This window comes from Acinetobacter sp. YH12151 (assembly GCF_013418355.1).
Lineage (GTDB): Bacteria > Pseudomonadota > Gammaproteobacteria > Pseudomonadales > Moraxellaceae > Acinetobacter > Acinetobacter pseudolwoffii.
The window spans coordinates 1-22569 of record NZ_VPCG01000040.1; the positions used below are offsets into that span (position 1 = coordinate 1).

General features: G+C 44.8%; 18 protein-coding genes, 1 other RNA gene and 1 pseudogene. 11 read left to right on the forward strand and 9 right to left on the reverse strand.

Annotation, left to right across the window (positions count from 1 at the left end; all coding sequences use genetic code 11):
- The first annotated feature begins 181 nt into the window (after window positions 1-181).
- Both FTU82_RS12705 and FTU82_RS12710 read left to right on the forward strand, forming a co-directional pair.
- Complete coding sequence (locus tag FTU82_RS12705) at window positions 182-790, forward strand: HAD family hydrolase (protein WP_104426544.1); 609 nt, start codon at window positions 182-184, stop codon at window positions 788-790.
- A gap of 496 nt (window positions 791-1286) precedes the next feature.
- Window positions 1287-2456, forward strand: coding sequence for a site-specific integrase (locus FTU82_RS12710; RefSeq protein ID WP_180101414.1), 1170 nt, complete (start codon window positions 1287-1289; stop codon window positions 2454-2456).
- Window positions 2457-2554: 98 nt separating this feature from the next.
- Here FTU82_RS12710 and ssrA read toward each other — a convergent pair.
- Window positions 2555-2913: a transfer-messenger RNA gene (gene ssrA / locus FTU82_RS12715) on the reverse strand.
- A gap of 130 nt (window positions 2914-3043) precedes the next feature.
- On the opposite strand from ssrA, the gene glpK reads away from it, so the two are divergent.
- Window positions 3044-4528 carry a glycerol kinase GlpK gene (gene glpK / locus FTU82_RS12720; RefSeq protein WP_159516748.1) on the forward strand — a complete coding sequence of 495 codons (1485 nt, stop codon included), beginning with the start codon at window positions 3044-3046 and terminating at the stop codon, window positions 4526-4528.
- A gap of 73 nt (window positions 4529-4601) precedes the next feature.
- Here glpK and FTU82_RS12725 read toward each other — a convergent pair whose 3' ends face one another.
- Window positions 4602-5099, reverse strand: coding sequence for a thioesterase family protein (locus FTU82_RS12725; RefSeq protein WP_005172294.1), 498 nt, complete (start codon window positions 5097-5099; stop codon window positions 4602-4604).
- Between the two features lie 105 nt (window positions 5100-5204).
- On the opposite strand from FTU82_RS12725, the gene hemB reads away from it, so the two are divergent.
- Complete coding sequence (gene hemB, locus FTU82_RS12730; RefSeq protein ID WP_005172298.1) at window positions 5205-6218, forward strand: porphobilinogen synthase; 1014 nt, start codon at window positions 5205-5207, stop codon at window positions 6216-6218.
- Window positions 6219-6233: 15 nt separating this feature from the next.
- Window positions 6234-7361 (forward strand): annotated as a pseudogene (gene thiO, locus FTU82_RS12735) (glycine oxidase ThiO).
- Here thiO and FTU82_RS12740 read toward each other — a convergent pair.
- A complete protein-coding gene (locus FTU82_RS12740) occupies window positions 7350-8255 on the reverse strand; it encodes a TIGR01777 family oxidoreductase (RefSeq protein ID WP_180101416.1) in 906 nt (301 codons plus the stop codon). The pseudogene thiO and the gene FTU82_RS12740 overlap by 12 nt on opposite strands.
- A gap of 152 nt (window positions 8256-8407) precedes the next feature.
- The gene (locus FTU82_RS12745; RefSeq protein ID WP_180101418.1) at window positions 8408-8869 is read right to left on the reverse strand and encodes an ABZJ_00895 family protein; all 462 of its coding nucleotides are present in this window, start codon (window positions 8867-8869) and stop codon (window positions 8408-8410) included.
- 468 nt (window positions 8870-9337) lie between these two features.
- On the opposite strand from FTU82_RS12745, the gene FTU82_RS12750 reads away from it, so the two are divergent.
- The 3 genes from FTU82_RS12750 to FTU82_RS12760 are packed head-to-tail and all read left to right on the forward strand — an operon-like array spanning window position 9338 to window position 15320.
- Complete coding sequence (locus FTU82_RS12750; protein ID WP_180086107.1) at window positions 9338-10591, forward strand: exonuclease SbcCD subunit D C-terminal domain-containing protein; 1254 nt, start codon at window positions 9338-9340, stop codon at window positions 10589-10591.
- Between the two features lie 8 nt (window positions 10592-10599).
- Complete coding sequence (locus tag FTU82_RS12755) at window positions 10600-14211, forward strand: SbcC/MukB-like Walker B domain-containing protein (RefSeq protein ID WP_180101420.1); 3612 nt, start codon at window positions 10600-10602, stop codon at window positions 14209-14211.
- A 5-nt stretch (window positions 14212-14216) separates the two neighbouring features.
- Entirely contained in the window at window positions 14217-15320 is a 1104-nt protein-coding gene (locus FTU82_RS12760; RefSeq protein WP_100354981.1) for an acyltransferase, read from the forward strand.
- Window positions 15321-15353: 33 nt separating this feature from the next.
- Here the strand turns inward: FTU82_RS12760 and FTU82_RS12765 are convergent, their stop codons facing one another.
- Together FTU82_RS12765 and FTU82_RS12770 are read right to left on the reverse strand one after the other, a co-directional pair.
- Entirely contained in the window at window positions 15354-16040 is a 687-nt protein-coding gene (locus FTU82_RS12765) for a YggS family pyridoxal phosphate-dependent enzyme (RefSeq protein WP_005172317.1), read from the reverse strand.
- A gap of 67 nt (window positions 16041-16107) precedes the next feature.
- Complete coding sequence (locus tag FTU82_RS12770; protein ID WP_180000912.1) at window positions 16108-17337, reverse strand: transposase; 1230 nt, start codon at window positions 17335-17337, stop codon at window positions 16108-16110.
- A 205-nt stretch (window positions 17338-17542) separates the two neighbouring features.
- On the opposite strand from FTU82_RS12770, the gene FTU82_RS12775 reads away from it, so the two are divergent.
- Entirely contained in the window at window positions 17543-18580 is a 1038-nt protein-coding gene (locus FTU82_RS12775) for a type IV pilus twitching motility protein PilT (RefSeq protein WP_004279279.1), read from the forward strand.
- Window positions 18581-18610: 30 nt separating this feature from the next.
- On the forward strand, window positions 18611-19732 hold the full coding sequence (locus FTU82_RS12780; protein ID WP_180086105.1) for a PilT/PilU family type 4a pilus ATPase: 1122 nt from the start codon (window positions 18611-18613) through the stop codon (window positions 19730-19732).
- Window positions 19733-19798: 66 nt separating this feature from the next.
- On the opposite strand, the gene fur is transcribed toward FTU82_RS12780, so the two are convergent.
- On the reverse strand, window positions 19799-20236 hold the full coding sequence (gene fur / locus FTU82_RS12785; RefSeq protein ID WP_005096051.1) for a ferric iron uptake transcriptional regulator: 438 nt from the start codon (window positions 20234-20236) through the stop codon (window positions 19799-19801).
- Window positions 20237-20348: 112 nt separating this feature from the next.
- On the opposite strand from fur, the gene FTU82_RS12790 reads away from it, so the two are divergent.
- Window positions 20349-20747, forward strand: a complete 399-nt coding sequence (locus FTU82_RS12790) for an outer membrane protein assembly factor BamE (protein ID WP_004279275.1) — start codon at window positions 20349-20351, stop codon at window positions 20745-20747.
- Window positions 20748-20847: 100 nt separating this feature from the next.
- Here FTU82_RS12790 and FTU82_RS12795 read toward each other — a convergent pair whose 3' ends face one another.
- Both FTU82_RS12795 and FTU82_RS12800 read right to left on the reverse strand, forming a co-directional pair.
- Window positions 20848-21180, reverse strand: coding sequence for an RnfH family protein (locus tag FTU82_RS12795; protein ID WP_005096050.1), 333 nt, complete (start codon window positions 21178-21180; stop codon window positions 20848-20850).
- Complete coding sequence (locus FTU82_RS12800; protein ID WP_005096049.1) at window positions 21180-22259, reverse strand: hypothetical protein; 1080 nt, start codon at window positions 22257-22259, stop codon at window positions 21180-21182. Before FTU82_RS12800 ends, FTU82_RS12795 begins: the two co-directional genes overlap by 1 nt.
- Window positions 22260-22569 lie beyond the last annotated feature (310 nt).

Sequence of the window (22569 nt, forward strand, 5' to 3'; positions counted from 1 at the left end):
GGATAATCTTTTTCAGATTCAATTAGTAATTGAACCGCTCTTTCTCTGATTTCAGGGGTATATTTTAATTTTGTCATCGGGATAGTCTCTCAGAATATTGACTCTCCGACAAACCCGGTACGGTTCAGAGTTGATATAAAACGCTAGACCATATGCTTAAACTTTTAATGAGATAAGAATAGTGAGTAAACGACCTTATAAAGCAGTAGCCTTTGATGTTTTTGGAACGCTAATTGAAATTAAAAATAGTCAATCACCTTATAAAAAAATGATGAAATGGCTTAAACAACAAGGGCGAAAACCACAACCAAATGATGCTGCGATAATCATGTCGCTAGATGGCAATTTTGAGACAATCGCTTCTTATTTCGGTTATCAACTACCCGCTCCCTTGTTAGCTGAAATGAACAACGATCTTCAAAATGATTTAAAGCATATGCATGCTTTTGAAGATTCAATTCCAACGCTCATTGAACTTAAAAATCTAGGATACAAATTGGCAGTCTGCTCCAATGCAGCAACGCCTTATGGTGAACGAGCACAGCACCTACTTCCACCTTTAGATGCTTATGCATGGAGCTTTCTGGTCAGTGCAAATAAGCCAAATCCTTTAATCTACCAACACTTTTTAACTCAAATGAACTGTCAACCAAATGAAGTTTTTTTCATTGGTGATACTCAAATTGCTGATGTAGATGGGCCGAAAAAATTAGGCATGTCTGCAAAAATAATTGATCGTAAAAATGGTGAGAGTCTTTTAGATGTGCTCCACCCCTTGTTAAAAAAATAAATTATAAATCATTTTCGAGCTGATTTTTAAGATACCAAATCTGGTACTTAACTCATGATATTGAGGATTTAAGTACCAAATTTTGTACCTAACAAATGGGATTGAATCATTAATTCAGTAAGCATAAATATGATTTTTTTATTTCATAATTTTTTTGAATAACCATTTTTTTGAAGTTTTAAACGAAACGAGTTTTTAAAAAATGTCATGTGCTAAGTTTTCCACATGACGATTTATGACTAGGGAAATTTATGCCTAGCCGTGAATAATTTTTAGATCAGCTCTATTGGCTAAGTAATTTTATGCAAAACGAAATTTTAGATGTTCTTTTAGAACTAGGGCTTACAGCTATCGATTGGGTAGATGCTTCAGTGTTCTCAAAGCTTACAGGCATTGAAGAACAAAAACTGACACATTGGCGAAAAAATTGGCCACAAGATCTAGTTTGGACAAAACAAGATGGAAATATTTACTACTCACTTAGAGGTTATAACCAATGGTTGACAGAACAAACTCAAAAACGTTACCAACCGGCGTTAGAATTAGGGAGAATGCACTCGAAATCAACTTCACCTCTAAAAAGCAGCGCTACTACATTACACTCCCACACCCGCCGACTGCGGAAGGTATCCGTACAGCCGCTAAAATTAGAAGTGACCTCATAAATAAAGCCAAATGGGGGATTTTAACTGAGAATGATATAGCACAAGCAAAAGGCCTTGATGTTACAGAAACTGAATCAATGGATGGTCAGCAAGTCTTATTTCAAGATGTTGCACAAAAATTTTTAAAGTTTTCGATTGCCAATAAAGATTCAAAAAATGGCTATCGCAAAATTTTAGAATGTCATTGGATGCCTTATTTTGCATTAACACCAATAGCCAATATCACGACTGAAGATATTGAGGAAGTCATTATCGATCGTGATTTTCAAACAGCGAAAACATTTAATAATTGCGCCACGCCTTTACGTGGAGTTTTCGAGTTGGCTGTTAAGCATAATCAGATTTCTGTAAACCCTATGAATAAAATTAAGAATCGTAAGGTTCAGGTGGAAACACCTGACCCCTTCACACGTAAGGAGATGGAAGCCTTACTAGCTTGGCTCGACAAAAGCTTACATGATGAGGACAAATTTTATCGGTGGTATTTTGAGTTTGCCTTCTGGACAGGCTGTAGACCTTCCGAAATGATTGCTCTTAGAGAAAGTGATATTGACTGGTTCAACGGTACATTCAAGGTCAGCAAAAGCCGTGTACGTGGTTTAGAAAAAAAGGTGACAAAAACACATACATCTCGAGAAGTATATCTGAATGAACGATCAACTCTGGCTTTGAAAGCTTTGCTACAATTTAAAAAGGATCAAGGCTACAAAACAGATTATGTAATGCTATGCCCCAAGACTAAAGAACCGTTCTTTAATGAAAAACCACCTAGGGAGCGTCTTGTAGAAGCAATGAAAACGTGTTCTATACGTCACCGCCCTGCATACAATGCAAGGCATACTTATGCGACGATGTTGCTGATGGATGGCGTCAATCCAATGTTTGTAGCCGATCAACTTGGACATAGTCTACAAATGCTGATCAAACGCTATACAAAATGGTTGCATGGGGATAAAAATAAGCAAGAAATTGCGAAACTTAGCGTAACTCGTACAGCCTAAATACGTCGAAATCAAAAGCTCTTGCAATGAAAAATGTGGCAAATGTGTGGCAATAAAAAAGCCACTTAATATAAGTGGCTGATTTATAACAAGAATTTTGGTGGAGGTGGCGGGAGTTGAACCCGCGTCCGCCAGCATTACGCTCGAGAATACTACATGCTTAGATATCGTCTATTGTTTTAACTCTTTGTGACCCGACGAACAGGATACAAATCGCGATCCTCTTAGTTTAGTACAAAGCCCCGAGGCTTGGCTTTATACGGACTTGTGTGCGTGCGCTTCAGTCGGACTCTCTAACCACAAGTATTCGGAGAGGCGGACAAGCTGCCCTTAGGCAGCTAGAGCGTATGATTCGTCGTTTGCGACTAAAAAATGCAAATTTGATTTACGAGAGAAAATGCGCTCTCGGCATGCATCTATGAGTTTCATCACCAGCGTCGAAGCCAGAAACACCCCCAAAGTACAAGGCAATCATAGCATAGATGTCAAAAATTACGATGCATTTTCTAAACATTTACACAACTTGATGCGCTTAATTACATTATTGCGCTAATATTTTACTTTTCAAGCCGAATAACAGAAAAATTATGAGCTATTTACTGGCCCTAGATCAAGGAACCACATCGAGTCGGGCTATTATTTTTAATGAACATGGACAAATTCAGGCAACGGCTCAACGTGAAACCCATATTCAGACGCCACATTCAGGTTGGGTCGAACAGGATGCTCAGGAAATCTGGAGCACGCAGATTGCGGTGGTACAGCAAGCGCTTGCTACGGCGCGTATTCTCGCCAAAGATATTAAAGCCATTGGTCTGACCAATCAGCGCGAAACTACGGTGGTTTGGGATCGAAGAAATGGTAAACCGCTCGCGCCGGCCATCGTCTGGCAAGACCGTCGAACGTCTGACTGGTGTAACCAGCTGATTGAACAAGGCTGGATGTGCAAAATTCAGCAAAAAACCGGTCTACGGATTGATCCTTATTTTAGTGCAGGAAAATTGGTCTGGTTTCTGGAGCATGTAGAAGACGTACGTGAACTGGCTGAACAGGGTCATGTCGCTTTTGGTACTATCGATAGCTGGCTGATCTGGAACCTGACTCAAGGCGCAGAACATGTGATTGAAGCCAGCAATGCTTCCCGTACCATGCTGATGAATCTGCATCAACAAACTTGGGACGAAGAACTACTGGAGCTGTTTCATATTCCTGCTTCGGTCTTACCAAAAATTATTTCCTCGGATAATTATATCGCTGACACCGCTTCAGGTTTACTCGGTGCCAATATCCCCATTACCGGTATTCTAGGTGATCAGCAATCTGCACTGTTTGGTCAATCCTGTTTTGAAGTGGGGAGCGCAAAAAATACCTATGGCACCGGCTGTTTTATGCTGTTCAATACCGGTCAAGACATCCAGCTCAGTCAGAATAAACTGCTTTCTACCCTTGCCTGGCAAGCGCAGGGTCAAACCACCTATGCGCTCGAAGGCAGCGTATTTATGGCAGGTGCGGTAGTGCAATGGCTACGTGATGGTCTGGGGATTATTCAACAAAGCCGTGATGTGGAAAAACTGGCCTGTAAAGTTGAGGATACCGACGGCGTGGTTTTGGTTCCAGCCTTTACCGGACTTGGCGCGCCGCATTGGGACAGTGAAGCGCGTGCCCTGCTCTGTGGCATGTCTCGTGGTACGACTCAAGCGCATATCGCCCGAGCAGCCTTAGAATCAATCGCTTTTCAGGTATCGGATGTCCTCAGTGCAATGCAATCCGATATTGCCCACCCTTTAAAAGAATTACGGGTCGATGGCGGTGCCAGTAGCAATGACATGCTGATGCAGTTTCAGGCAGATATTCTCAATGTGCCGGTGCTGCGTCCGAAAATGCTGGAGTCTACCGCTTGGGGGGCAGCCGCCATGGCCGGATTAAAATCCGGAATATTTTCCAGTCTGGAGGAAATTTCGCAGTCTTGGCAACTTGAACGTGCCTTTGAACCAAAAATGAAAAATGATGAGCGTGAAGCTCATTTAGCCAAATGGCAGAAGGCCTTAAAACGGGCCAAATCAGATCTATAACCTGTATCGATCTGAAGGTCGAAAGCTAAAAAAGCACTGTTAAACAGTGCTTTTTATTTTCTATCTCTTACCCTCAATAAGCATAAGATGCAATCGCTGTAGCAATTGGCTTATCTTCATCATTGATCATGGTCATACGCATGGTGCAGCCCTTACGCCCCAAACGTAAGGTTTCTGCCCGCGCGATAAAATATTTACCACGCCCGGGCGCCAGATAATCCACCCGCATATCCACTGTCGCCAAACGCGAGACTTTTTTAATGGTGTCCGCAATGGTTTCAGGTTCGGCTTTTTTATATAACTCCCCCATCGCTACAATTCCACCGACACTATCGAGTACCGTGGCCGCAAGACCGCCATGCAAAATTTGAAACGCGACATTACCAATCATAAAATCCTGCATTTCGACATAGGCTTCGATCTGGCCTTCCACCACCCGCATGCTCATGCCATTATGCTTAAAAAAAGGAGAGCTATTAAAAGCATGTACCAACTGATTTAAGACCACATCAATATCCACCTTTGCCCCCAAGTGTATATTACCTGTCCAGCTTTTCTCTGTCTTAGTCATCACTCTGCTCAAATCCACCGCAATAAAAAACCGCTAATTTATGCCCAAAAATTTCAGTTAGGGCTACAATAGGTGCCTAGTTTAATACTGATTGCTGAGATTTTTATGACCTATACGTTCAATCGTCCCGCGTTTCCTGCAACTCGCATGCGTCGTATTCGTAAAAATGAGCATTTACGTTCTATGGTACGTGAAACGCATCTCAGTGCAGATCACCTGATTTATCCAGTATTTGTACTGCCGGGACAAAACCAGAGCCAAGATATTCCCAGTATGCCGAATATCCAGCGCCTGTCAGCAGACTTGCTGTTAAAAAAATCAGAGCGTCTGCTGGAACTGGGCGTCAATAAACTGGCACTGTTTCCAGTCACACCACAAGAAGATAAAAGCCTGACCGCCGAAGCGGCTTGGCGCGAAGATGGTCTGGTCCAACGCACTTTGCGTTTATTAAAAAAAGAACTGCCAGAAATGGTGCTGATTACTGATGGTGCACTCGACCCATATACCACGCATGGTCAGGACGGCATTATTGATGAGACCGGTTATGTCTTAAATGATGAAACGGTCGAATGTCTGATTAAACAGGGTCTCAGCCATGCCGAAGCAGGCGCAGATGTATTTGCCCCAAGTGACATGATGGATGGCCGGATCGGTGCAATTCGTCAGGCCTTTGAACAAAATGGGCATATTTATACCTCAATCATGGCTTATTCAGCCAAATATGCATCTAGCTTCTATGGCCCCTTCCGTGATGCAGTCGGTTCTGCCAGCAATTTAAAAGGCGGCAATAAATACAATTACCAGATGGATGTCGGTAACCGTGCCGAAGCACTGCATGAAATTGCGCTGGATATTCAGGAAGGCGCAGACATGGTGATTGTCAAACCGGGCATGCCTTATCTTGATATCGTCCGTGAAGTTAAAGACACTTTTGGTGTACCAACCTTTGTCTATCAGGTCAGTGGTGAATATGCGATGCTGGCCGCTGCCATTCAAAATGGCTGGTTATCTGACAGCGTGATTATTGAATCACTGATGAGCTGCCGCCGCGCCGGTGCCGATGGCATCTGGACTTACTTTGCCGAAGAAGCTGCGCTTAAACTGAAAGACATGAAGTAAAAGGATTTCGGCGCAATGCATATCGCCATTATCGGCGCTGGCATCACCGGGTTGACGTCGGCGTTGGAACTGCTTGAACAGGGATGTTCTGTCACGATTTTTGATCAGCAAGTTGCCGGGCAGGCTGCATCCTGGGCTGGAGGCGGGATTCTTTCTCCGATGTATCCCTGGCGCTACCCCGCTGCAGTCAATACGTTGGCCCGACATGCCAAACCGCTCTATCAGGACTGGAATCAAAAACTACAGCCGCTAACCGGGATTGACTTCTAGATTCATGAAACAGGCATGCTGATTTTTGATGAAGCTGATTTTGAGCTTGGCTTGCGCTATGCGGAAAAATATCAGGACCCTCAGCAACAGGCCAAATTGCTTGATCAGACTCAGCTACAACAAATCAATCCCCGAATTGATCAGCGCAAGTTCAAACAGGCGATTTACTTTCCGGAACTGGCCAATATCCGCAATCCGCGACTATTACAGTCGGTCATCAGCTATTTAAAACAGCATCCGCATGTCACCTGGCAAGAGCACTGTAAAATCACTCAGCTTAATATTCAGCAAGGCTGGGTAACGAGTGTGTCCAGTGAAAGTGGTCAACACTTTCAGGCAGATCAGTTTGTAATCGCCACAGGCGCATGGTCTGCAGGCTGGTCAGAACAGCTTCGCTGTGAAATTCCGGTACAACCGGTGCAAGGACAAATGCTGCTGTTTAAAACCCCAGAAAACTGGCTACCGAGCATGTGCATGAACAAGGTCATGTATCTGATTCCACGGCGCGACGGACATGTTGTATGTGGTTCCAGTATGCGTCAAGTCGGTTTTGACACCTCGCCTTCTGCTGAAATCCGGCAAGATATTCTACAGGCTTGTCTGGAGATGGTGCCGGAACTGGCGGATTTTCCGCTGGTCAAGCAATGGGCCGGATTAAGACCCAGCTCACCCGATGGTATTCCCTATATTGGCAAAATCCCCGAATTGCAAAATGCCTGGGCCAATTTTGGCCATTTCCGCAATGGCTTATGCATGGCCCCAGCCTCAGGCAAGCTACTTGCTCAATTGATGCTTGAACAAACGCCGACCATTGTAGATCCACAGCCCTATGCTCCGGCCCATCTATTGGAGCCAGGTCGCTTAGTGCTTTAGGATATTATGCAGCGCTTCTTTCAAGGTTGGATAATCAAACTGAAATCCCGCATCCTGTAAAGCTTGAGGCTGTACATACTGACCGTTTAAAACCAGTTGCGATTGTTCTCCCAGCATCATTTTCAAGCTGCATGCTGGCAGTGGCAGTAAAGGTTTGCGTTTCAGTAGCTGTGCAGCAGTCCGGGCAAACTGTGCCTGACTGACTTTTTCCGGAGCAACCACATTAAAAATCTGCCCGGTCGTCGTTTCAAGCATCAAGAATTCAATCGCACGCAATACATCTTCTAAATGCACCCAAGTGACTGGCTGACGCCCATGACCAATCCGCCCGAACAGATTCAGTTTAATCGGCAATAACATCTGCGGCAGAATTCCACCACCTTTGCCGAAGACCACAGCAAAGCGAACAATTTTGGTGTCCTGACTGCTATAGGACAAAGCCAGTTGTTCCCACTTCGCACAGAGCTCAGACATAAAAATATCTTGTGGCGGGCTTTGTTCCGTATAGACCTGCTCCCAGCGCTCGCTCGGGTCAATACCATAATAACCAACGGCCGAGGTCGAAATAATCCGTTTCGGTTTGATCTGGTATTTTTCTAAATAGTCAAATAACTGTTTGGTGGTATCTAAACGGCTATCCAGCAATTTCTTTTTACGCGCTGCTGTCCAGCGTCCCTGACCGATGCTTTCGCCAGCCAGATTAATCACATAATCAATCTGAGGCTGTTTTAATTCATCCAGCTGGTTAATCCAGTGAAAATCTGGATGAGGTTCAGATTGATTCTTGCGGCGGGTCAGCCCAATCACCCGATAATCACGTTCTAATAAAAAACGTACCAGATGACTGCCAATAAAACCCCTCGCTCCGGTCACCAGCACTACAGGTTTATCCATAAGTCATTCTTAGCCCTGTTATTTTTTCTATTTAAATTATACGCAACTTATTCTGGGGTTTTTCAATCAATGCCCTCTTTGTCGTGGTGAATTTGTATCCTGCCTGATGCGATCAATTTATCAAGATCAATCGTCATAAAGCCACCTACCTATCAGGCCTGCGGCGAATTGCCAAACATTTGATCTGCCATACGCTGTGCCTGCTTGCCATAGAACCAGTAAGTCAATAGATACAACGGAATCGCGATCAGCAAGAACATGATCAGTACAATACTTATAAATTGTGGCTGCTGTAGATATAGCAAAAAGTCCTGCCAAGCATTTGGATTAGAGCGCGTGGCAATGAGAATACCAAGTAACAGAAATAGCAGGTTATAGCCCCAATAAATCAGACTAAAACCCAAAGTGAATTTTTTACGTTCCGACTGCGTTGGGGCACGTTTTTGATGTTTTAAAAACTTAAATAAGATCCAGATCATGGCTACCAGATAAGGAACAACCGTCAGTACGGCGCCCATCCCCGTTGGCATCAGTGCTGCCAGCACCCCGCAAATGCAGGTAAAAATAAAGCAGATAATAAAAAACCAGATAAAATAACGGGTTAAAGGCAACATAGGAATCACTCGGTGACATTCATCAAGCTAGTATAAAAAAAAACAGGTTTTTTTTCATTTTATTGTCAACCATCGGCCAGAAGGTGACGTTATATAGGGTACAAGGTACAAAAATTTGGACTGGCATCCACGAATTTTTGCTGACCTTAGAGCTAAAGCAATAAGTCCAGTGTACAGGGAAATTTTGAATAGCAGCCAAAATCTTCATGTAACACAAATTTGACCGACGATTTCACATCACTCGAATCGTCGGTTTTTATTTTTTAAAATTCCGATTTTTCAGCCTGATGAATTACATGACTGTTCAAGACTGGGTGATTTAGACACCACCATCCTGCCATTTTGCCTACTGATTAAAATAAATTCAGCCTGACATCAGCAACAATTCGCTGAAATATCTTTTTTAAGTAGATTTTCCCCTCAGCTTTTTCCTATAGTAGCAAGGCAGACATTTCAGGGTTCATCTACATGGCAGTTCATTTTCTTCACACTTCCGATTGGCATCTGGGGCAATTTTTCCATAACCATGACCGTGAATTTGAACATGCCCAGTTTTTGACTTGGTTGCTCGATCAAATTAAAACAAAACAGCCGCATGCCTTGTTGATTGCCGGTGATATTTTTGATGTGATCAATCCAGCCTCAAGTGCGCAAAAGCAACTGTATCAGTTTCTGGCCGATGCACATAATCTGGCCCCGCACATGCAGACTTTGATGATTGCCGGCAACCATGATTCCGGTTACCGGATTGAGCAGGTTGAACCTTTTCTGTCTAAATTCAATGCCAAAGCTGTGGGAATTGTGGGCCGAACCGCAGAAAACACCCTGAATCTGGATCGCTTGCTGATTCCGATTTATGATCAGGATAAAAATATCATCGCCTGGTGTCTGACCCTGCCCTATTTACGCAGTGCCGAAATTACCGGGCTGAATGAACATACCAGCAATAGCCAGAATGCGATTAGCTATCTGCATCAACAACTGATTGCCGAAGCCAAGGCCCGTAAACAGCCGCATCAAGCTCTGATTCTAATGTCGCATGCACATATGCAAGGTGGCGAAACTTCCGACTCGGAACGGCCAATTATTGTCGGTAATGAAGAAGCGCTCTCGACGGCGCTGTTTGATAAAGTGATTGATTATGTCGCACTCGGTCATCTGCATAAACCACAAAAAGTTGGTCAGCCGCATATCCGTTATAGTGGCTCACCGATTCCGCTGTCATTTAGTGAAATCAACTATCAACATCAGGTGGTTGAGGTCAGAATTGATCCTGAACAAAGCCCGGAACAGCGCTTTCAATACGATGTTCTAAAAGTGCCACGCACCGTCGAGCTGTTCCGGATTCGGGAAAAGCTGGAAGATTTAATTGCTAAACTTCAGGCCTTGCCTGCCGGAGAAATCGAACAACTGTCGGCACGACATTTTCTGGAAATAGAATACACCACCGATGCGCCGCCACCAGTCGATTTACGCCAGCAAATTGAACTGGCTTTACCCGCCAACCGTTACCGCTTGCTGCGCATCAGCCGGATTTATCAGCAACAGGCCGAACATACGCAAGGAGATTCGAAAATTGATCTGGCACCACCGACGCCGGAATCGCTGTTTTTGAATATCTGGAAAAAAATGGGCTATGAACATGATCATTCTGTACAACAGGATTTTCAGCAACTTCTGGTTGAAGCCCAGCACGAACTTGCTCAGAAACAACAAGCCTAGGATCGGCCATGAAAATTTTACGTTTGAGTCTCAACAACCTGGCCTCCCTCACTGGCACCCATCATATTGATTTTGAATCCAGCCCTTTAACACATGCCGGCCTGATTGCAATCACTGGAAAAACCGGAGCCGGTAAATCGACCCTGCTCGATGCCATGTGTCTGGCGCTCTATAACGAAATTCCACGTCTAAAAGGTGCGACCGGCAGCCTGAAAGATGCCGGTGGTCAGGATGTTTCGATTAAAGACTCCAAGAATATTCTACGCCGTGGCTGCGTGCATGGTTTTGCCGAGCTGGAGTTTATTGCCCTGGATAGCAAACGCTATACAGCACGCTGGGAGATTCGCCGGGTACGTCAGAAAGTCGATGGCAATCTAAAAGTAGATCGTTTTATCAAGTGCATCGATGATGATACGACGCTAACGCAAAAAATATCTGAAGTTACCCCCTTAATTGAAAAACTGCTGGGCCTGAGCTTTGAACAGTTTACCCGCGCGGTACTGCTGGCGCAGTCGGAAGTTGGCGCATTTTTAAAAGCCAAAGATCATGAACGTGCAGACTTGCTGGAATATCTGACCAATTCGCAGATTTTCAGTGAGGTCAGTAAAAAAGCAGCGGAAAAGCATAGTCAGGTTCGACAAAAGCGCCATGAACTGGAAAACTGGCTCGGTCATCTGGAATTATTATCCGAAGACGATATTACTCAGCTTCAACAGCAACATACTGCCTTCAACCAGATACTTGAGCATTTTAACCAGAGTGAAAAATTACTAGAAAATGACCTGAAATGGTATCGGCAGAAACATGCTTTATATACTGAAATTCAGGCCAAAAAAGAAATTTACGATGTACAGCTGGATGCCGATCAGAAGCTGACCGCACAAAAGCAGTTGCTGGTTCATTTGGATGAGTTTCAGGGCATTCGAGAACAGTTTATCCAGCAGAATCAAATGCTCACGCAGCAAAAACAGCTTGCGATACAACAACAATCATTCGAACAGCAGCTACAACAGGTGCAACAGCAACGTGATGCTGAATTTGCGCAACTTGCTCAGATCCAGCAACAGCAACAAGCCCATGTTCAACATATGCATGCCATGCAGCCGCATCTGGAACAAGGTCTAAAACTGGATCATGAGATGCATCTGGTCGGCAATGACTATAAGAAAAAATCAGCAGATTTATTGGACTATGCACAGCAGTATATCCAACCCTTGCAACAACAGATTGAATCATCGAAACAGCAACTCGCATCTGCTGCCGAGCAGCAACAGCAACGCCTGACGCAACTTGAACAGCAGGCTGATCTTGCCGTGTTTGATCTGGAACCACAAAGTACACTGCAACGACTGCAAGACTATCAAAAGCTGTATCAACAGATGCAGCAACAGGCGCCGGCAGTACTCTCTCAATCGCGTACTGAACTGGAACATTCCCGGCAGCAGCTGGCTCAACAAATCGAAAGTTTGCAGCAACAATTTGGCAATCAAGCCCAATTGGAACAACAGCTTCAGCAGCAGCAGACTGTACAGCAACAGAGCACGACTCAACTGCTTAAACTGGAAGGCTTGATCCAGCACGTGGCACGTCTAGCGGAACAGGAAGCCGAACAACAGCAACTCAAACAAGACGTAGCGCATGCACAGACAGAATTAACCCAGCTTGAACATACGGAAATTCAACTGCAGCAAATAGTCAGCAACACCGAACAGGAATTTGAACAACTACAAAATATGCTGCAGCAACAGCGCCTGCTGCAAACCCAAAGCGTGCAGGAACTGCGCGCGCAGCTCAAACCTGATGAAGCCTGTATGGTCTGTGGCAGCCAACAGCATCCGTTTGTCCAACATCAAGCATTATTAGACACGGCGCTAAACCAGCTGCAAGATCAACAGCTGCAACAGGCACAACAACAACTGAATCAGCTTAAAGATGATTTAAAAGCAACCCAGATTCAACAATCCAAAATCAAGATGCTCCTTGAGCAAAAACAACAGCGTTTAATCCACATTGAACGGATACTGAATGAACAGCACCAGACATTACAACAAAACTTAAAAGAGTTAGGACTTGAGCCAGCCAATCCTGATCATTCAGCTCAGTTGCTCCATCCCCTGCAAACACAGCTTGGCCAATGGCAACAGCAACACACTCAGGCAAACGAACAGTTCAAAATCCTGCAACAGACTTGGCAAAACTGGCGACAACAGCAACAGCAACTCGACAGCTTACAACTGAGTCTGCAAAAAATGCTGCAACTGGATCAACTGATTGAGCCAATTCTTACAGTACTGCCCGAAGCACAGCAGCTCGCTTGGCACAAGAATGCGCCTGCTGCCTGTACCCAGCTGCAACAACATTTGCAGCAGCGATTACATCTTGTCAATCAAGTCAAAACTGCGGAACAGGAGCTACAAGGTTTCAAGCAGCAACTGAATCAGGCTCAACAGCAACTACAGATGCATGAGCAGCGGCATACGCAAATACAGGCCGAGACCCATTATTTGCTTGAACAAGGCAAAGACTTACGTCAGCAACTCAATCAGCTGACCGAACAACATGCCGGTCAGACCTATAAGCTGGCAGCAGAATGGCGACAGCAACTGGATACCCAGTTAAAAGCGCTTAATAGCCAGCTTCAAGCACAACGCCAGGTATATGAACAGCATGAGCAAGCTTTGCATCAGGCTTTACTTAAACAACAGGCTTTGCTGACCCAAATGCAACAGCTAACTCAACAGCAGGCACAATCTGATCAGGCCATCCGTACATGGCAAAATCTGCATCGACATTTTAATGCGGAACTGATCCAACAATGTCTGACCATTGGTCTGAGTGAACATCAGCAAATCCGGCAGCAATTACAGGCACAACATCAAGCACTGGAAAATGCCAAAATTGCCTGGCAAACGCTGGAAGATCAATACCAGAAGCATCTCCAGCAACAGCCTGAACTTGCTTTTGAGGAAGTGGAAGCACATTTAAATAGTTTGGCACAGGAAAAAACCGAGCAACAAAACAGCTTCAATGAGATTGATACCAAACTGCGTATGAATGCCAATAATCAAAATACCTATGCCAAATATCAGCAACAGATTGAACAGGTCAAAGCCGAAGAATATCGCTGGGGCCGTATCTACGATTTAATCGGACATAAGGAAGGTACCAAGTTCCAGAAAATTGCTCAGGAACATCATCTGGATATCTTGGTGGAATACGCCAACCAACAACTGCAACCGCTGGCACCGCGCTATCAGTTGCACCGTATTCCAGACAGCCTGAGTCTGGCGATTATTGATCTGGACATGAACAGCGAAGTACGTCCGGTCTTGTCTTTATCTGGCGGAGAAACCTTTCTGGTTTCTCTGGCCTTGGCACTGGCGATTGCCAATATGGCTTCCGGTTCGATGAAACTGGAATCGCTATTTATTGATGAAGGCTTTGGTACTTTAGATCCAGCCTCATTACATATGGTGATGAATGCACTGGATCATTTACAAAGTCAGGGTCGTAAAGTGGTCTTAATCTCGCATGTGCAGGAAATGCATGAACGGATTCCAGTACAGATTCAGGTCAAGCCAGTCGGTGCTGGCGCCAGTACCATTCAGATTATAGGTTGACAATGATGCACCCTGCCCCAGACAGGCTCTCGCCCTATTTCAGCTTACAGCTCGAGAGCCTACGGGGCATCAGTGCCATTGTTGTACTGTTCACGCATTGCTTTCAGGCCTTTATCGCCCCTTTTGACCTTAGCCTGTATTCATGGGTGCGCCTGCTTGGTCAGGCCGCGGTCATGATTTTCTTTGTTCTGAGTGGTTATCTGATTGGCTATTCGATCCAGCACAATATTCATCAGCATGGTCAGTTCAATCTGCGCCGTTATACCCAACAGCGTTATCGCAGGATTTTGCCACCCTTTCTGTTTGCCATGGCTCTGAGCCTGTTGTTGTATCTGTTGGCACCACTACTCTTTGCCACTCAAAGCCATGCCTTTCAAAACAGTTTTGGCATGATGATCCGGACTGACTATGGTCTCGATTCAGGTGATTTTATTGGCGCTCTGCTGTTTTTGAATGGCTTCATCACGCCTACAGTTTCAGCCAATGCCCCGCTCTGGAGCCTGAGTTATGAAGTCTGGTTCTATGTCTTGGCCGGATTTCTGCCTTTTTTCAAAGATTCAGAAATAGCCAAAATCGGCTTTTTTAGTGTTTTAATCGTTTTATCCATCCTGAATATTCAGTTTTTTATTTATTTTCTGGTCTGGCTGATGGCCTTTGCCTGTTCATTTCGTCATATCCAGCGACATTTTCTAAACCGGTTACAAGTGCTTAAACTGGGGTTATTTGGCTTGGCATTTCTAATCGCCTGCATTGATGCTTACCAGTTTCATATCGTCGATCAAGCCCGACAATATCGCGCTGCAAATTTTACTCTCTTTAATTTCTGTATCGGCCTAGCATTTAGCTGCTGGCTGGTACAACTCCAGCAGCAGCGCAGTCACTACAATCCGGTCTGGGTACAATCCGCTGATTTTTCCTATACGTTGTATGTAACCCATTTCCCTTTGCTGCTGTTTATTCTGGGCTGTGTTCCGGCAACCTTGGCTTATGGTCTGGGCGGCGCTGTTTTAGCCTTGCTCGGCAGTATGGGCAGCCTGATTGTCTTTGCCTGGCTCATGGCAAAATGGCTGGAGCCACAAAGAAAAAAAGCGTTATCGAATAACGCTTAATCATACTTTTTCAAAATAACCCGACAACGCCTGTTAATCCTTTTGAGGACGTGCACCAAATAATGCCGTGCCGACACGCACCATGCTGGAACCGGCAGCAATTGCAGCCTGCATATCGGCCGACATGCCCATACTTAAAGTATCCCAATCTTCAGGATGCGCATGCTGAGCTTTCACCCTATCAAATAAAGCTTTAGCCTCGATGAAAGCTTGAGGATTCCCCGGCGCTGGAATCACCATCAAGCCACGTAAGCGCACATTTGGCAGTTGGCTGATTTGTCTAACTAAATCAGTAACTTCTTCCGGTTGGCAACCATCTTTCGTATCCTGAGCATCAATATTGACCTGAAGACAGATATTCAGCGCGAGCTGATCTTCTCTACGCTGATTGGATAAACGCTCGGCAATAATCAGACGATCCACCCCATGCACCCAGGCAAAATTTTCTGCCAGATGTTTGGTCTTGTTACGCTGTACATGGCCAATAAAATGCCATTCAATCTCCAAGTCTTTTAGAGCCGTAATTTTCTCCAGCGCTTCCTGCAAATAGTTTTCGCCAAAGGCACGTTGTCCTGCCTGATACATATCAGCCAGTACTGCACTCGGCTGGGTCTTGGAAACAGCCAGCAGTTGCACCGAATCTGGCTCACGACCGGCCTGAGCACAGGCTGTTTCAATTTGCGCTAAAACCTGATTTCGTGACTGTTGCAACATATTCATTGATGGGGTTCTCATTTCATTCATCTTTTTTTCCCTTGCCCATAAACCATAGGTATCTACACATTTTTTATAAATTGAATGCGATCTGAGCAATCGCATTCAGCTCATCAGACGAATACTCTGACAACAACTGAAGAGTGTTCAATAGTATTGAAAGCCCTGCCAGTATGGCAGGGGCACTTTCTAATTTTCTCCTTTTCTGTTGCCTACCTGAAATTCGGGTGAGAAATGCCCGAATTCTTATATTCTGCTCATCTGTACCACGCTGTACTCGCCATGTCAGCACACAAGCCATACTACTGATCAGTAGCCTTCTCAGGATTGCTTGAGGTGTCGTTTGTAGCCATGCCTCAACGTCATGTCCTGCCTGCTTAAGCAATTTAAAATAACACTCAATTGTCCAGCGCCAGTAATACCATGTACTCAATTCTGCTGTATCTATATCCATTGCAACATTACTCAGCAAACACCATCTCGCCACAATTTTACCGTCACAATCCTTAACGACAGAAACAACCAGCCTTGCATCGACAGCATCTCCCTGCTCAGGAGCAACCCGCTTCCCTGAGCTATCTTTCTGCTTTGGTTTTGCTGCGCGTGTTATGCGTATATGGGTCTCACCCACATGTAAAGTATGCTGATTGCCTTTGTAAGAAATATTTTTGATTGAATGCGTTTCTATCTTTTCTGCAATCTCGCCAACTTTGTATGTCTGACCGTGATACTCAACTCGATGACCTTCTTTGGCCCGAATCAGCCATTTGAAGCGATTCTTGCTCATCGCTCTTAGATGGGCAATTGAGTCACCTTCACGATCAATGATATGAACTTTTGTTTTCTCAACCGGATACTGTTCGATCGTTTTGATTTGTTCTGCGAGTGAATCCAAATGGGTTTTTCGCTCGCTGTATTGTTCACTGAATGTGGAATAACAGCCTGATGCGTCAGATAGCGTTTGAGCCAATGGTGCAATGGGAAGCCCCGATGCCGCATCAACCAGTAGACTGCTTTGCAGTTCATAGCCTGAATCATATTGATGGGTTCTTTGAAGACGCTGAGTTTTATTGTTATGTTTCACATATTGCAGTTGAGACCAATCATGAATAATCAGCGCATAAGGGTGAGAGGATTGATCAATCTGTTCAAATGCAAGTCGCTGTATTGGCTCATTCAATTGCTTGAAAGAGACTTTTTCATTATTGAGAAATCGCCAAACTGCCTGGGTGGTTGCAAAACTGGACTTCTGGGCAGAGGCCATTTCCTTAATTGCAGGGGCAAGTGAAGCAAGAGGATTCATATTAAGCTTTACGAGGGCGTTGTATCGTCTGACGAGACGTGTATCAAGATGGGAGATATTAAATTGAAGAGCATGCTCTTCAATTTAACCCAAAACTTGGGATTTGTGTAGATACCTATGCCCATAAACTAAGGGTTGGTTAAGCTGTGGGAAAGCCTTATTATTCTATCAAAATAATTAACATTTTAATGAACTTGGGGACCTTATGGATATCACAGAATTGTTGGCATTTTCTGCTAAAAATGGTGCGTCGGATTTACACTTGTCTGCAGGCTTACCGCCAATGATTCGTGTCGATGGGGAAGTTCGTCGTATCAACCTGCCAGCATTAGAACATAAAGAAGTACATAAACTTGTTTATGACATCATGAACGATAAACAGCGCCGTGATTTTGAAGAAAATCTGGAAACTGACTTTTCTTTTGAAGTACCCGGTGTGGCCCGTTTCCGTGTCAACGCATTTAACCAGAACCGTGGTGCCGGTGCAGTATTCCGTACCATTCCATCCAAAGTTCTGACCCTTGAAGATCTGGGCATGGGACAGATTTTTAAAGACATCTGTGAATATCCGCGTGGTCTGGTACTGGTCACAGGGCCAACCGGGTCGGGTAAATCAACCACCTTGGCGGCGATGCTGGATTATATTAACGACAACCGTTATGACCATATTCTGACCGTCGAAGATCCAATCGAATTTGTGCATCAATCCAAGAAATGCCTGATCAACCAGCGTGAAGTGCATCGTGATACGCATGGCTTTAATGAAGCCCTGCGTTCGGCACTGCGTGAAGACCCTGATATTATTCTGGTCGGTGAGATGCGTGACCTTGAAACCATCCGTCTGGCCTTAACTGCGGCAGAAACTGGTCACCTGGTGTTTGGCACCCTGCATACCACCTCTGCGGCCAAAACCATTGACCGTGTGATTGACGTATTCCCTGCCGAAGAAAAAGATATGGTTCGTGCCATGTTATCGGAATCATTGCAGGCTGTGGTTTCACAGGCCCTATTAAAGAAAAATGGCGGCGGACGTGTTGCAGCGCATGAAATCATGATTGGTATTCCTGCAATCCGTAACCTGATTCGTGAAAATAAAGTCGCACAAATGTATTCTGCGATTCAGACCGGTGCCAACTATGGCATGACCACACTGGATCAGACTCTGAAAACGCTGGTATCTAAAGGTCTCATCAGCCCGCAAGTGGCACGTACTGCAGCCAAACAGCCAGAAGCATTCTTATAAGAAAAATTAATTGTATTGGGGTTTTTATACATGGATTTTAACGGCTTACTCGATTATATGGTGGAGAAAAAAGCATCGGATCTGTTCATTACAGCCGATGTCGAACCTTCAATCAAGATTAACGGGCAGATTTTACCGATTGGTTCGATAAAATTACCCGGCGCGGCAGTAGGACAACTGCTCCATTCCATCATGAGCGACAAGCAGCGTAAAGAATTTGCAGACACGCGTGAATGTAACTTCGCCATCAGCACACCGGACAAAAGTGCCCGCTTCCGTGTCAGTGCCTTTCAGCAGCGTGATCAGCCGGGTATGGTGTTGCGTCGGATTGAAACCGTGATTCCGACCATGGATGAACTCAAATTACCGCCGATTCTAAAAGAACTGGCGATGACCAAACGCGGCATCATTATTTTTGTCGGGGCAACCGGTACCGGTAAATCAACCTCGCTGGCCTCGCTGGTCGGTTATCGCAATGAAAATTCCAAAGGTCATATCATTACTATTGAAGATCCGATCGAATTCGTTCACCAGCATAAAGGCTGTATCATCACCCAGCGTGAAGTCGGGATTGATACCGATTCCTTTGAAACTGCCCTGAAAAACACCTTACGTCAGGCGCCGGACGTGATTCTGATTGGTGAGATTCGTTCGCGTGAAACCATGGATTATGCGATTGCCTTTGCCGAAACCGGCCATCTGGTCTTTGCGACCCTGCATGCCAACAACGCCAACCAGGCCATTGACCGGATCATTCATTTCTTTGAAGCAGACCGGCATAACCAGCTGTTCATGGATTTGTCGCTGAACATGAAAGCCATTGTGGCACAGCAACTGATCCCAACCATCGATGGCAATGGTCGTCGTGCCGCGATTGAGATTCTGATTAACTCCCCCCTGATTGCTGACCTGATCCGTAAAGGTGATGTGCATGAGATCAAGGACCTGATGAAGCGTTCCCGTGAACTGGGCATGCAAACCTTCGATCAGGCACTGTATGACCTGTATAAGGCCAAGCAGATCAGCTATAAAGATGCGCTGAAACATGCGGATTCACCCAATGACTTACGTCTGCAAATCAAACTGGCAGAAGAAGGCGGCAGTCATTTATTACGTGCACATTCCAATATCACCTTTGATGGCCAGTCCTGATCAGATTGAGCACATAAAAAAACAGGCTTCAAGAAGCCTGTTTTTTTGTTTCAACCGGAGTGCAAATTATTTTTTACGAAACACTTCCTGACAGGCCGGCGCATCGCAGTAGCCATACAGATTCAGAGAGTGACCGGTTAATTCAAAACCAAATTTTTCAGCAACATCATGCTGCTCTTTTTCAATCGTATCATTGATGAATTCAACGACTTTGCTGCAATTCAAACAGACCAGGTGATCGTGGTGATCTTCCTGCATGATCTCGAAAACGGAATGATTGTTTTCAAAATTATGACGCTCAATAATACCCGCGGCTTCAAACTGTGTTAACACACGATACACAGTTGCTAAACCTACATCTTCACCCTGATCGAGTAAAGTCTTGTAAATATCTTCCGCACTTAAATGATGTTGTCTTGAATTTTCTAGTAATTCTAATATTTTAATTCGTGGAAGGGTAACTTTCAGTCCAGCTTTTCGTAAATCTTGGTTTGAAATAGTCATGTAAAAAGGTCTCTCAACAAAATCAAAGTTGGAATATGCAACAAACTTTAGATGCAGTATGATCTATCCTTGGATCAAATGCATCATAATTAATTTGGGATAGTTTAGCAAAATGCAAAAAATCATGTTGACGTTATTCGTCACTTCCTTGCTCGTCGGCTGTTCGACATTAGGTGTTTATAAAGTAGATATTCCACAAGGAACCCCTTTAACCCAAGCTCAAGCCGCTAAAATTCAAGTGGGAATGAGTCATCAACAGGTGCGTTTCTTACTGGGCAGTCCAACGGTAAGCGATCCGCTGAATCCTTTACGCTGGGACTACATCTATAACTATACCCCAGGAACCTACGCTAAAAAAGCCAAGATCCCGGCAGCCCAAGGCCAGCATTTGAAAATTTACTTTAACCAGTCTGGTATCGTGGAACGTGTTGAAGGTCTGGAAACCATTCCAGAATCTCAACCCGGCTTACCAGGTTCAAAAGAAGCAATTTTAAATGCGCCTCCACTATAGTCGCTTTCTCATGAAAAAGCCCCTGAATCATCAGGGGCTTTTTTGATTAAGTCGATTGATTGAGCAGATCATTGAAACTAATGCTCATTCAAGCCGCTTTCTATTCGGAAGATGGTTTCAGCTTTCTTAAAAGATTGCCTCTGGCATAACGACCCACCGGATTTTTCTCGGCACGTTTACGTCGGATATCTTTAGGATTGATAGTCAGTGCTCGGTAAATTTCGACTCGATCACCTGCTGCCAGTGGCTGCTGATGATCTTGCAAGCGTACACCGAAGATACCCAAAGACAAAGGTTCAGGTAGGGTAACCTGCTCTACTATGCCACTTTGCTGGATGGCATCCAATGCTGTCATGCCGGGCTGAAATGGTACAGCCAGATGAAACTGTTGCTCCGGAGTCGCATAGGCCACCCAGATCAGTGCATTATTCATCAGAACAGTTGTCCTAGAACAGCGACCATCGCCACGATAATCGAAACAGGCAATACCACACGGACAGCAATACGCCACAGGTTATAGAACCCTTCAGAGCTAAAATTCATTGATTTACGTAAATGGCTGATCTTCATGATCCAGCCCGCAAAGAGCGCGTAAATCAAACAAATCAATAAGCCCCAAAGCAGTAAGACTACGTTGAACATTGGTGTCACATTTGGAATGGCCCAGATCAGGGTGACGACAGCCATAATCGCCCATTGAATCGCAGGGTGAAGCTGACGTTGCTGTAACTGCTCTCGTGCCATCTGCAGGATGAATGCAGCAGTCGCTACAATCGCGGCCACCAACGTAAATGCAGGGATTTGTGCTTGTACAGCAAAGAAGGCAAATACAATCACAGCAAGCAATTGTGCGATCCAGATCGGCAAGACCGTCTTGCTGGCGACATCCTGCTGTTGTACAGCACTCAGGCTAGACTGCCAGTACAAGCCCATGCCTAGGCCACTTGCAACCAGTGCCAATACGGTGGCATTGCCCCATTCCGAGAATTCAACTGGCGTGACTTGCCATGCAGGTAGCGCAGTTCCCATCACATTTGCCAAGATCAGAGATGCCAGTACGCCAATCGCCGTAATGACTAACAAAATTTGACGCGGCAGCAGTGACAAGACCAGAGCGGCAATTACCAGACCTATAAACAAAAGATTCGGTGCAAGATCAAGAGCAGCAAGCGCCAGAACATTGCTGGCATTGTTCAGCATGGCACCGGCCAGAAAAGGAATAAAGATCACACTGAGCCAGCCGACTATACGCCATTTTTGTGAGGCATCTGCTTCACGGGTCAGCGTTGACAGTGCCTGTAATGCCGTTGTTTTAGAGCGCTTGGCCAAAGCAATTTCCAAGTAGCAGATGGGAAGCGCCAGAATCAGCATAGTGGCTAACCAGAGCATCCAGAAATCCAGCTGACGATCAATCTGTATACCCGTTATCGGTGCGAGCGTCGCGATGATAATAAACGATAAACAGAAAGCCATCAGCGGTGATAACCATTTTGACATAGCATTGTCCTGCATGATGCATTCCTATAAAAATCTAGCGCTATTTTGCCTTGTGAAGCGGTGAAAATCAAAAACAAAAAGCAAACCACCATGACAGTGATTTGCTGCGCAAAATTTATTATTAAATTGTAATTCTTGTTATCTCGTTACGTCTTTTATTATGAGAAGAAACGAGCGAACCAGTTTTTACCTTTTTTCGGCTTTGTTGCATAAAGGTTTGAAAGGCTGAGTTCCCTTAAGCTACTCAAATTTAAGAGACAACTTGGGTATGAGGGCGACCTAATTCTGTGAATTTATTCAAGACTGCCATGCGTGCATGGATCTC

Bases quoted from the DNA above. Each gene is read 5' to 3' on its own strand.
- FTU82_RS12790 (WP_004279275.1), top strand. From the start codon at position 20,349: ATGCAAAAAATCATGTTGACGTTATTCGTCACTTCCTTGCTCGTCGGC.
- FTU82_RS12710 (WP_180101414.1), top strand. From the start codon at position 1,287: ATGGTTGACAGAACAAACTCAAAAACGTTACCAACCGGCGTTAGAATT.
- FTU82_RS12725 (WP_005172294.1), bottom strand. From the start codon at position 5,099: ATGACTAAGACAGAGAAAAGCTGGACAGGTAATATACACTTGGGGGCA.
- FTU82_RS12745 (WP_180101418.1), bottom strand. From the start codon at position 8,869: ATGTTGCCTTTAACCCGTTATTTTATCTGGTTTTTTATTATCTGCTTT.
- FTU82_RS12795 (WP_005096050.1), bottom strand. From the start codon at position 21,180: ATGAATAATGCACTGATCTGGGTGGCCTATGCGACTCCGGAGCAACAG.
- FTU82_RS12775 (WP_004279279.1), top strand. From the start codon at position 17,543: ATGGATATCACAGAATTGTTGGCATTTTCTGCTAAAAATGGTGCGTCG.
- FTU82_RS12770 (WP_180000912.1), bottom strand. From the start codon at position 17,337: ATGAATCCTCTTGCTTCACTTGCCCCTGCAATTAAGGAAATGGCCTCT.
- FTU82_RS12765 (WP_005172317.1), bottom strand. From the start codon at position 16,040: ATGAATATGTTGCAACAGTCACGAAATCAGGTTTTAGCGCAAATTGAA.
- FTU82_RS12760 (WP_100354981.1), top strand. From the start codon at position 14,217: ATGCACCCTGCCCCAGACAGGCTCTCGCCCTATTTCAGCTTACAGCTC.
- FTU82_RS12755 (WP_180101420.1), top strand. From the start codon at position 10,600: ATGAAAATTTTACGTTTGAGTCTCAACAACCTGGCCTCCCTCACTGGC.
- FTU82_RS12740 (WP_180101416.1), bottom strand. From the start codon at position 8,255: ATGGATAAACCTGTAGTGCTGGTGACCGGAGCGAGGGGTTTTATTGGC.
- FTU82_RS12780 (WP_180086105.1), top strand. From the start codon at position 18,611: ATGGATTTTAACGGCTTACTCGATTATATGGTGGAGAAAAAAGCATCG.
- hemB (WP_005172298.1), top strand. From the start codon at position 5,205: ATGACCTATACGTTCAATCGTCCCGCGTTTCCTGCAACTCGCATGCGT.
- fur (WP_005096051.1), bottom strand. From the start codon at position 20,236: ATGACTATTTCAAACCAAGATTTACGAAAAGCTGGACTGAAAGTTACC.
- FTU82_RS12750 (WP_180086107.1), top strand. From the start codon at position 9,338: ATGGCAGTTCATTTTCTTCACACTTCCGATTGGCATCTGGGGCAATTT.
- FTU82_RS12800 (WP_005096049.1), bottom strand. From the start codon at position 22,259: ATGCAGGACAATGCTATGTCAAAATGGTTATCACCGCTGATGGCTTTC.
- glpK (WP_159516748.1), top strand. From the start codon at position 3,044: ATGAGCTATTTACTGGCCCTAGATCAAGGAACCACATCGAGTCGGGCT.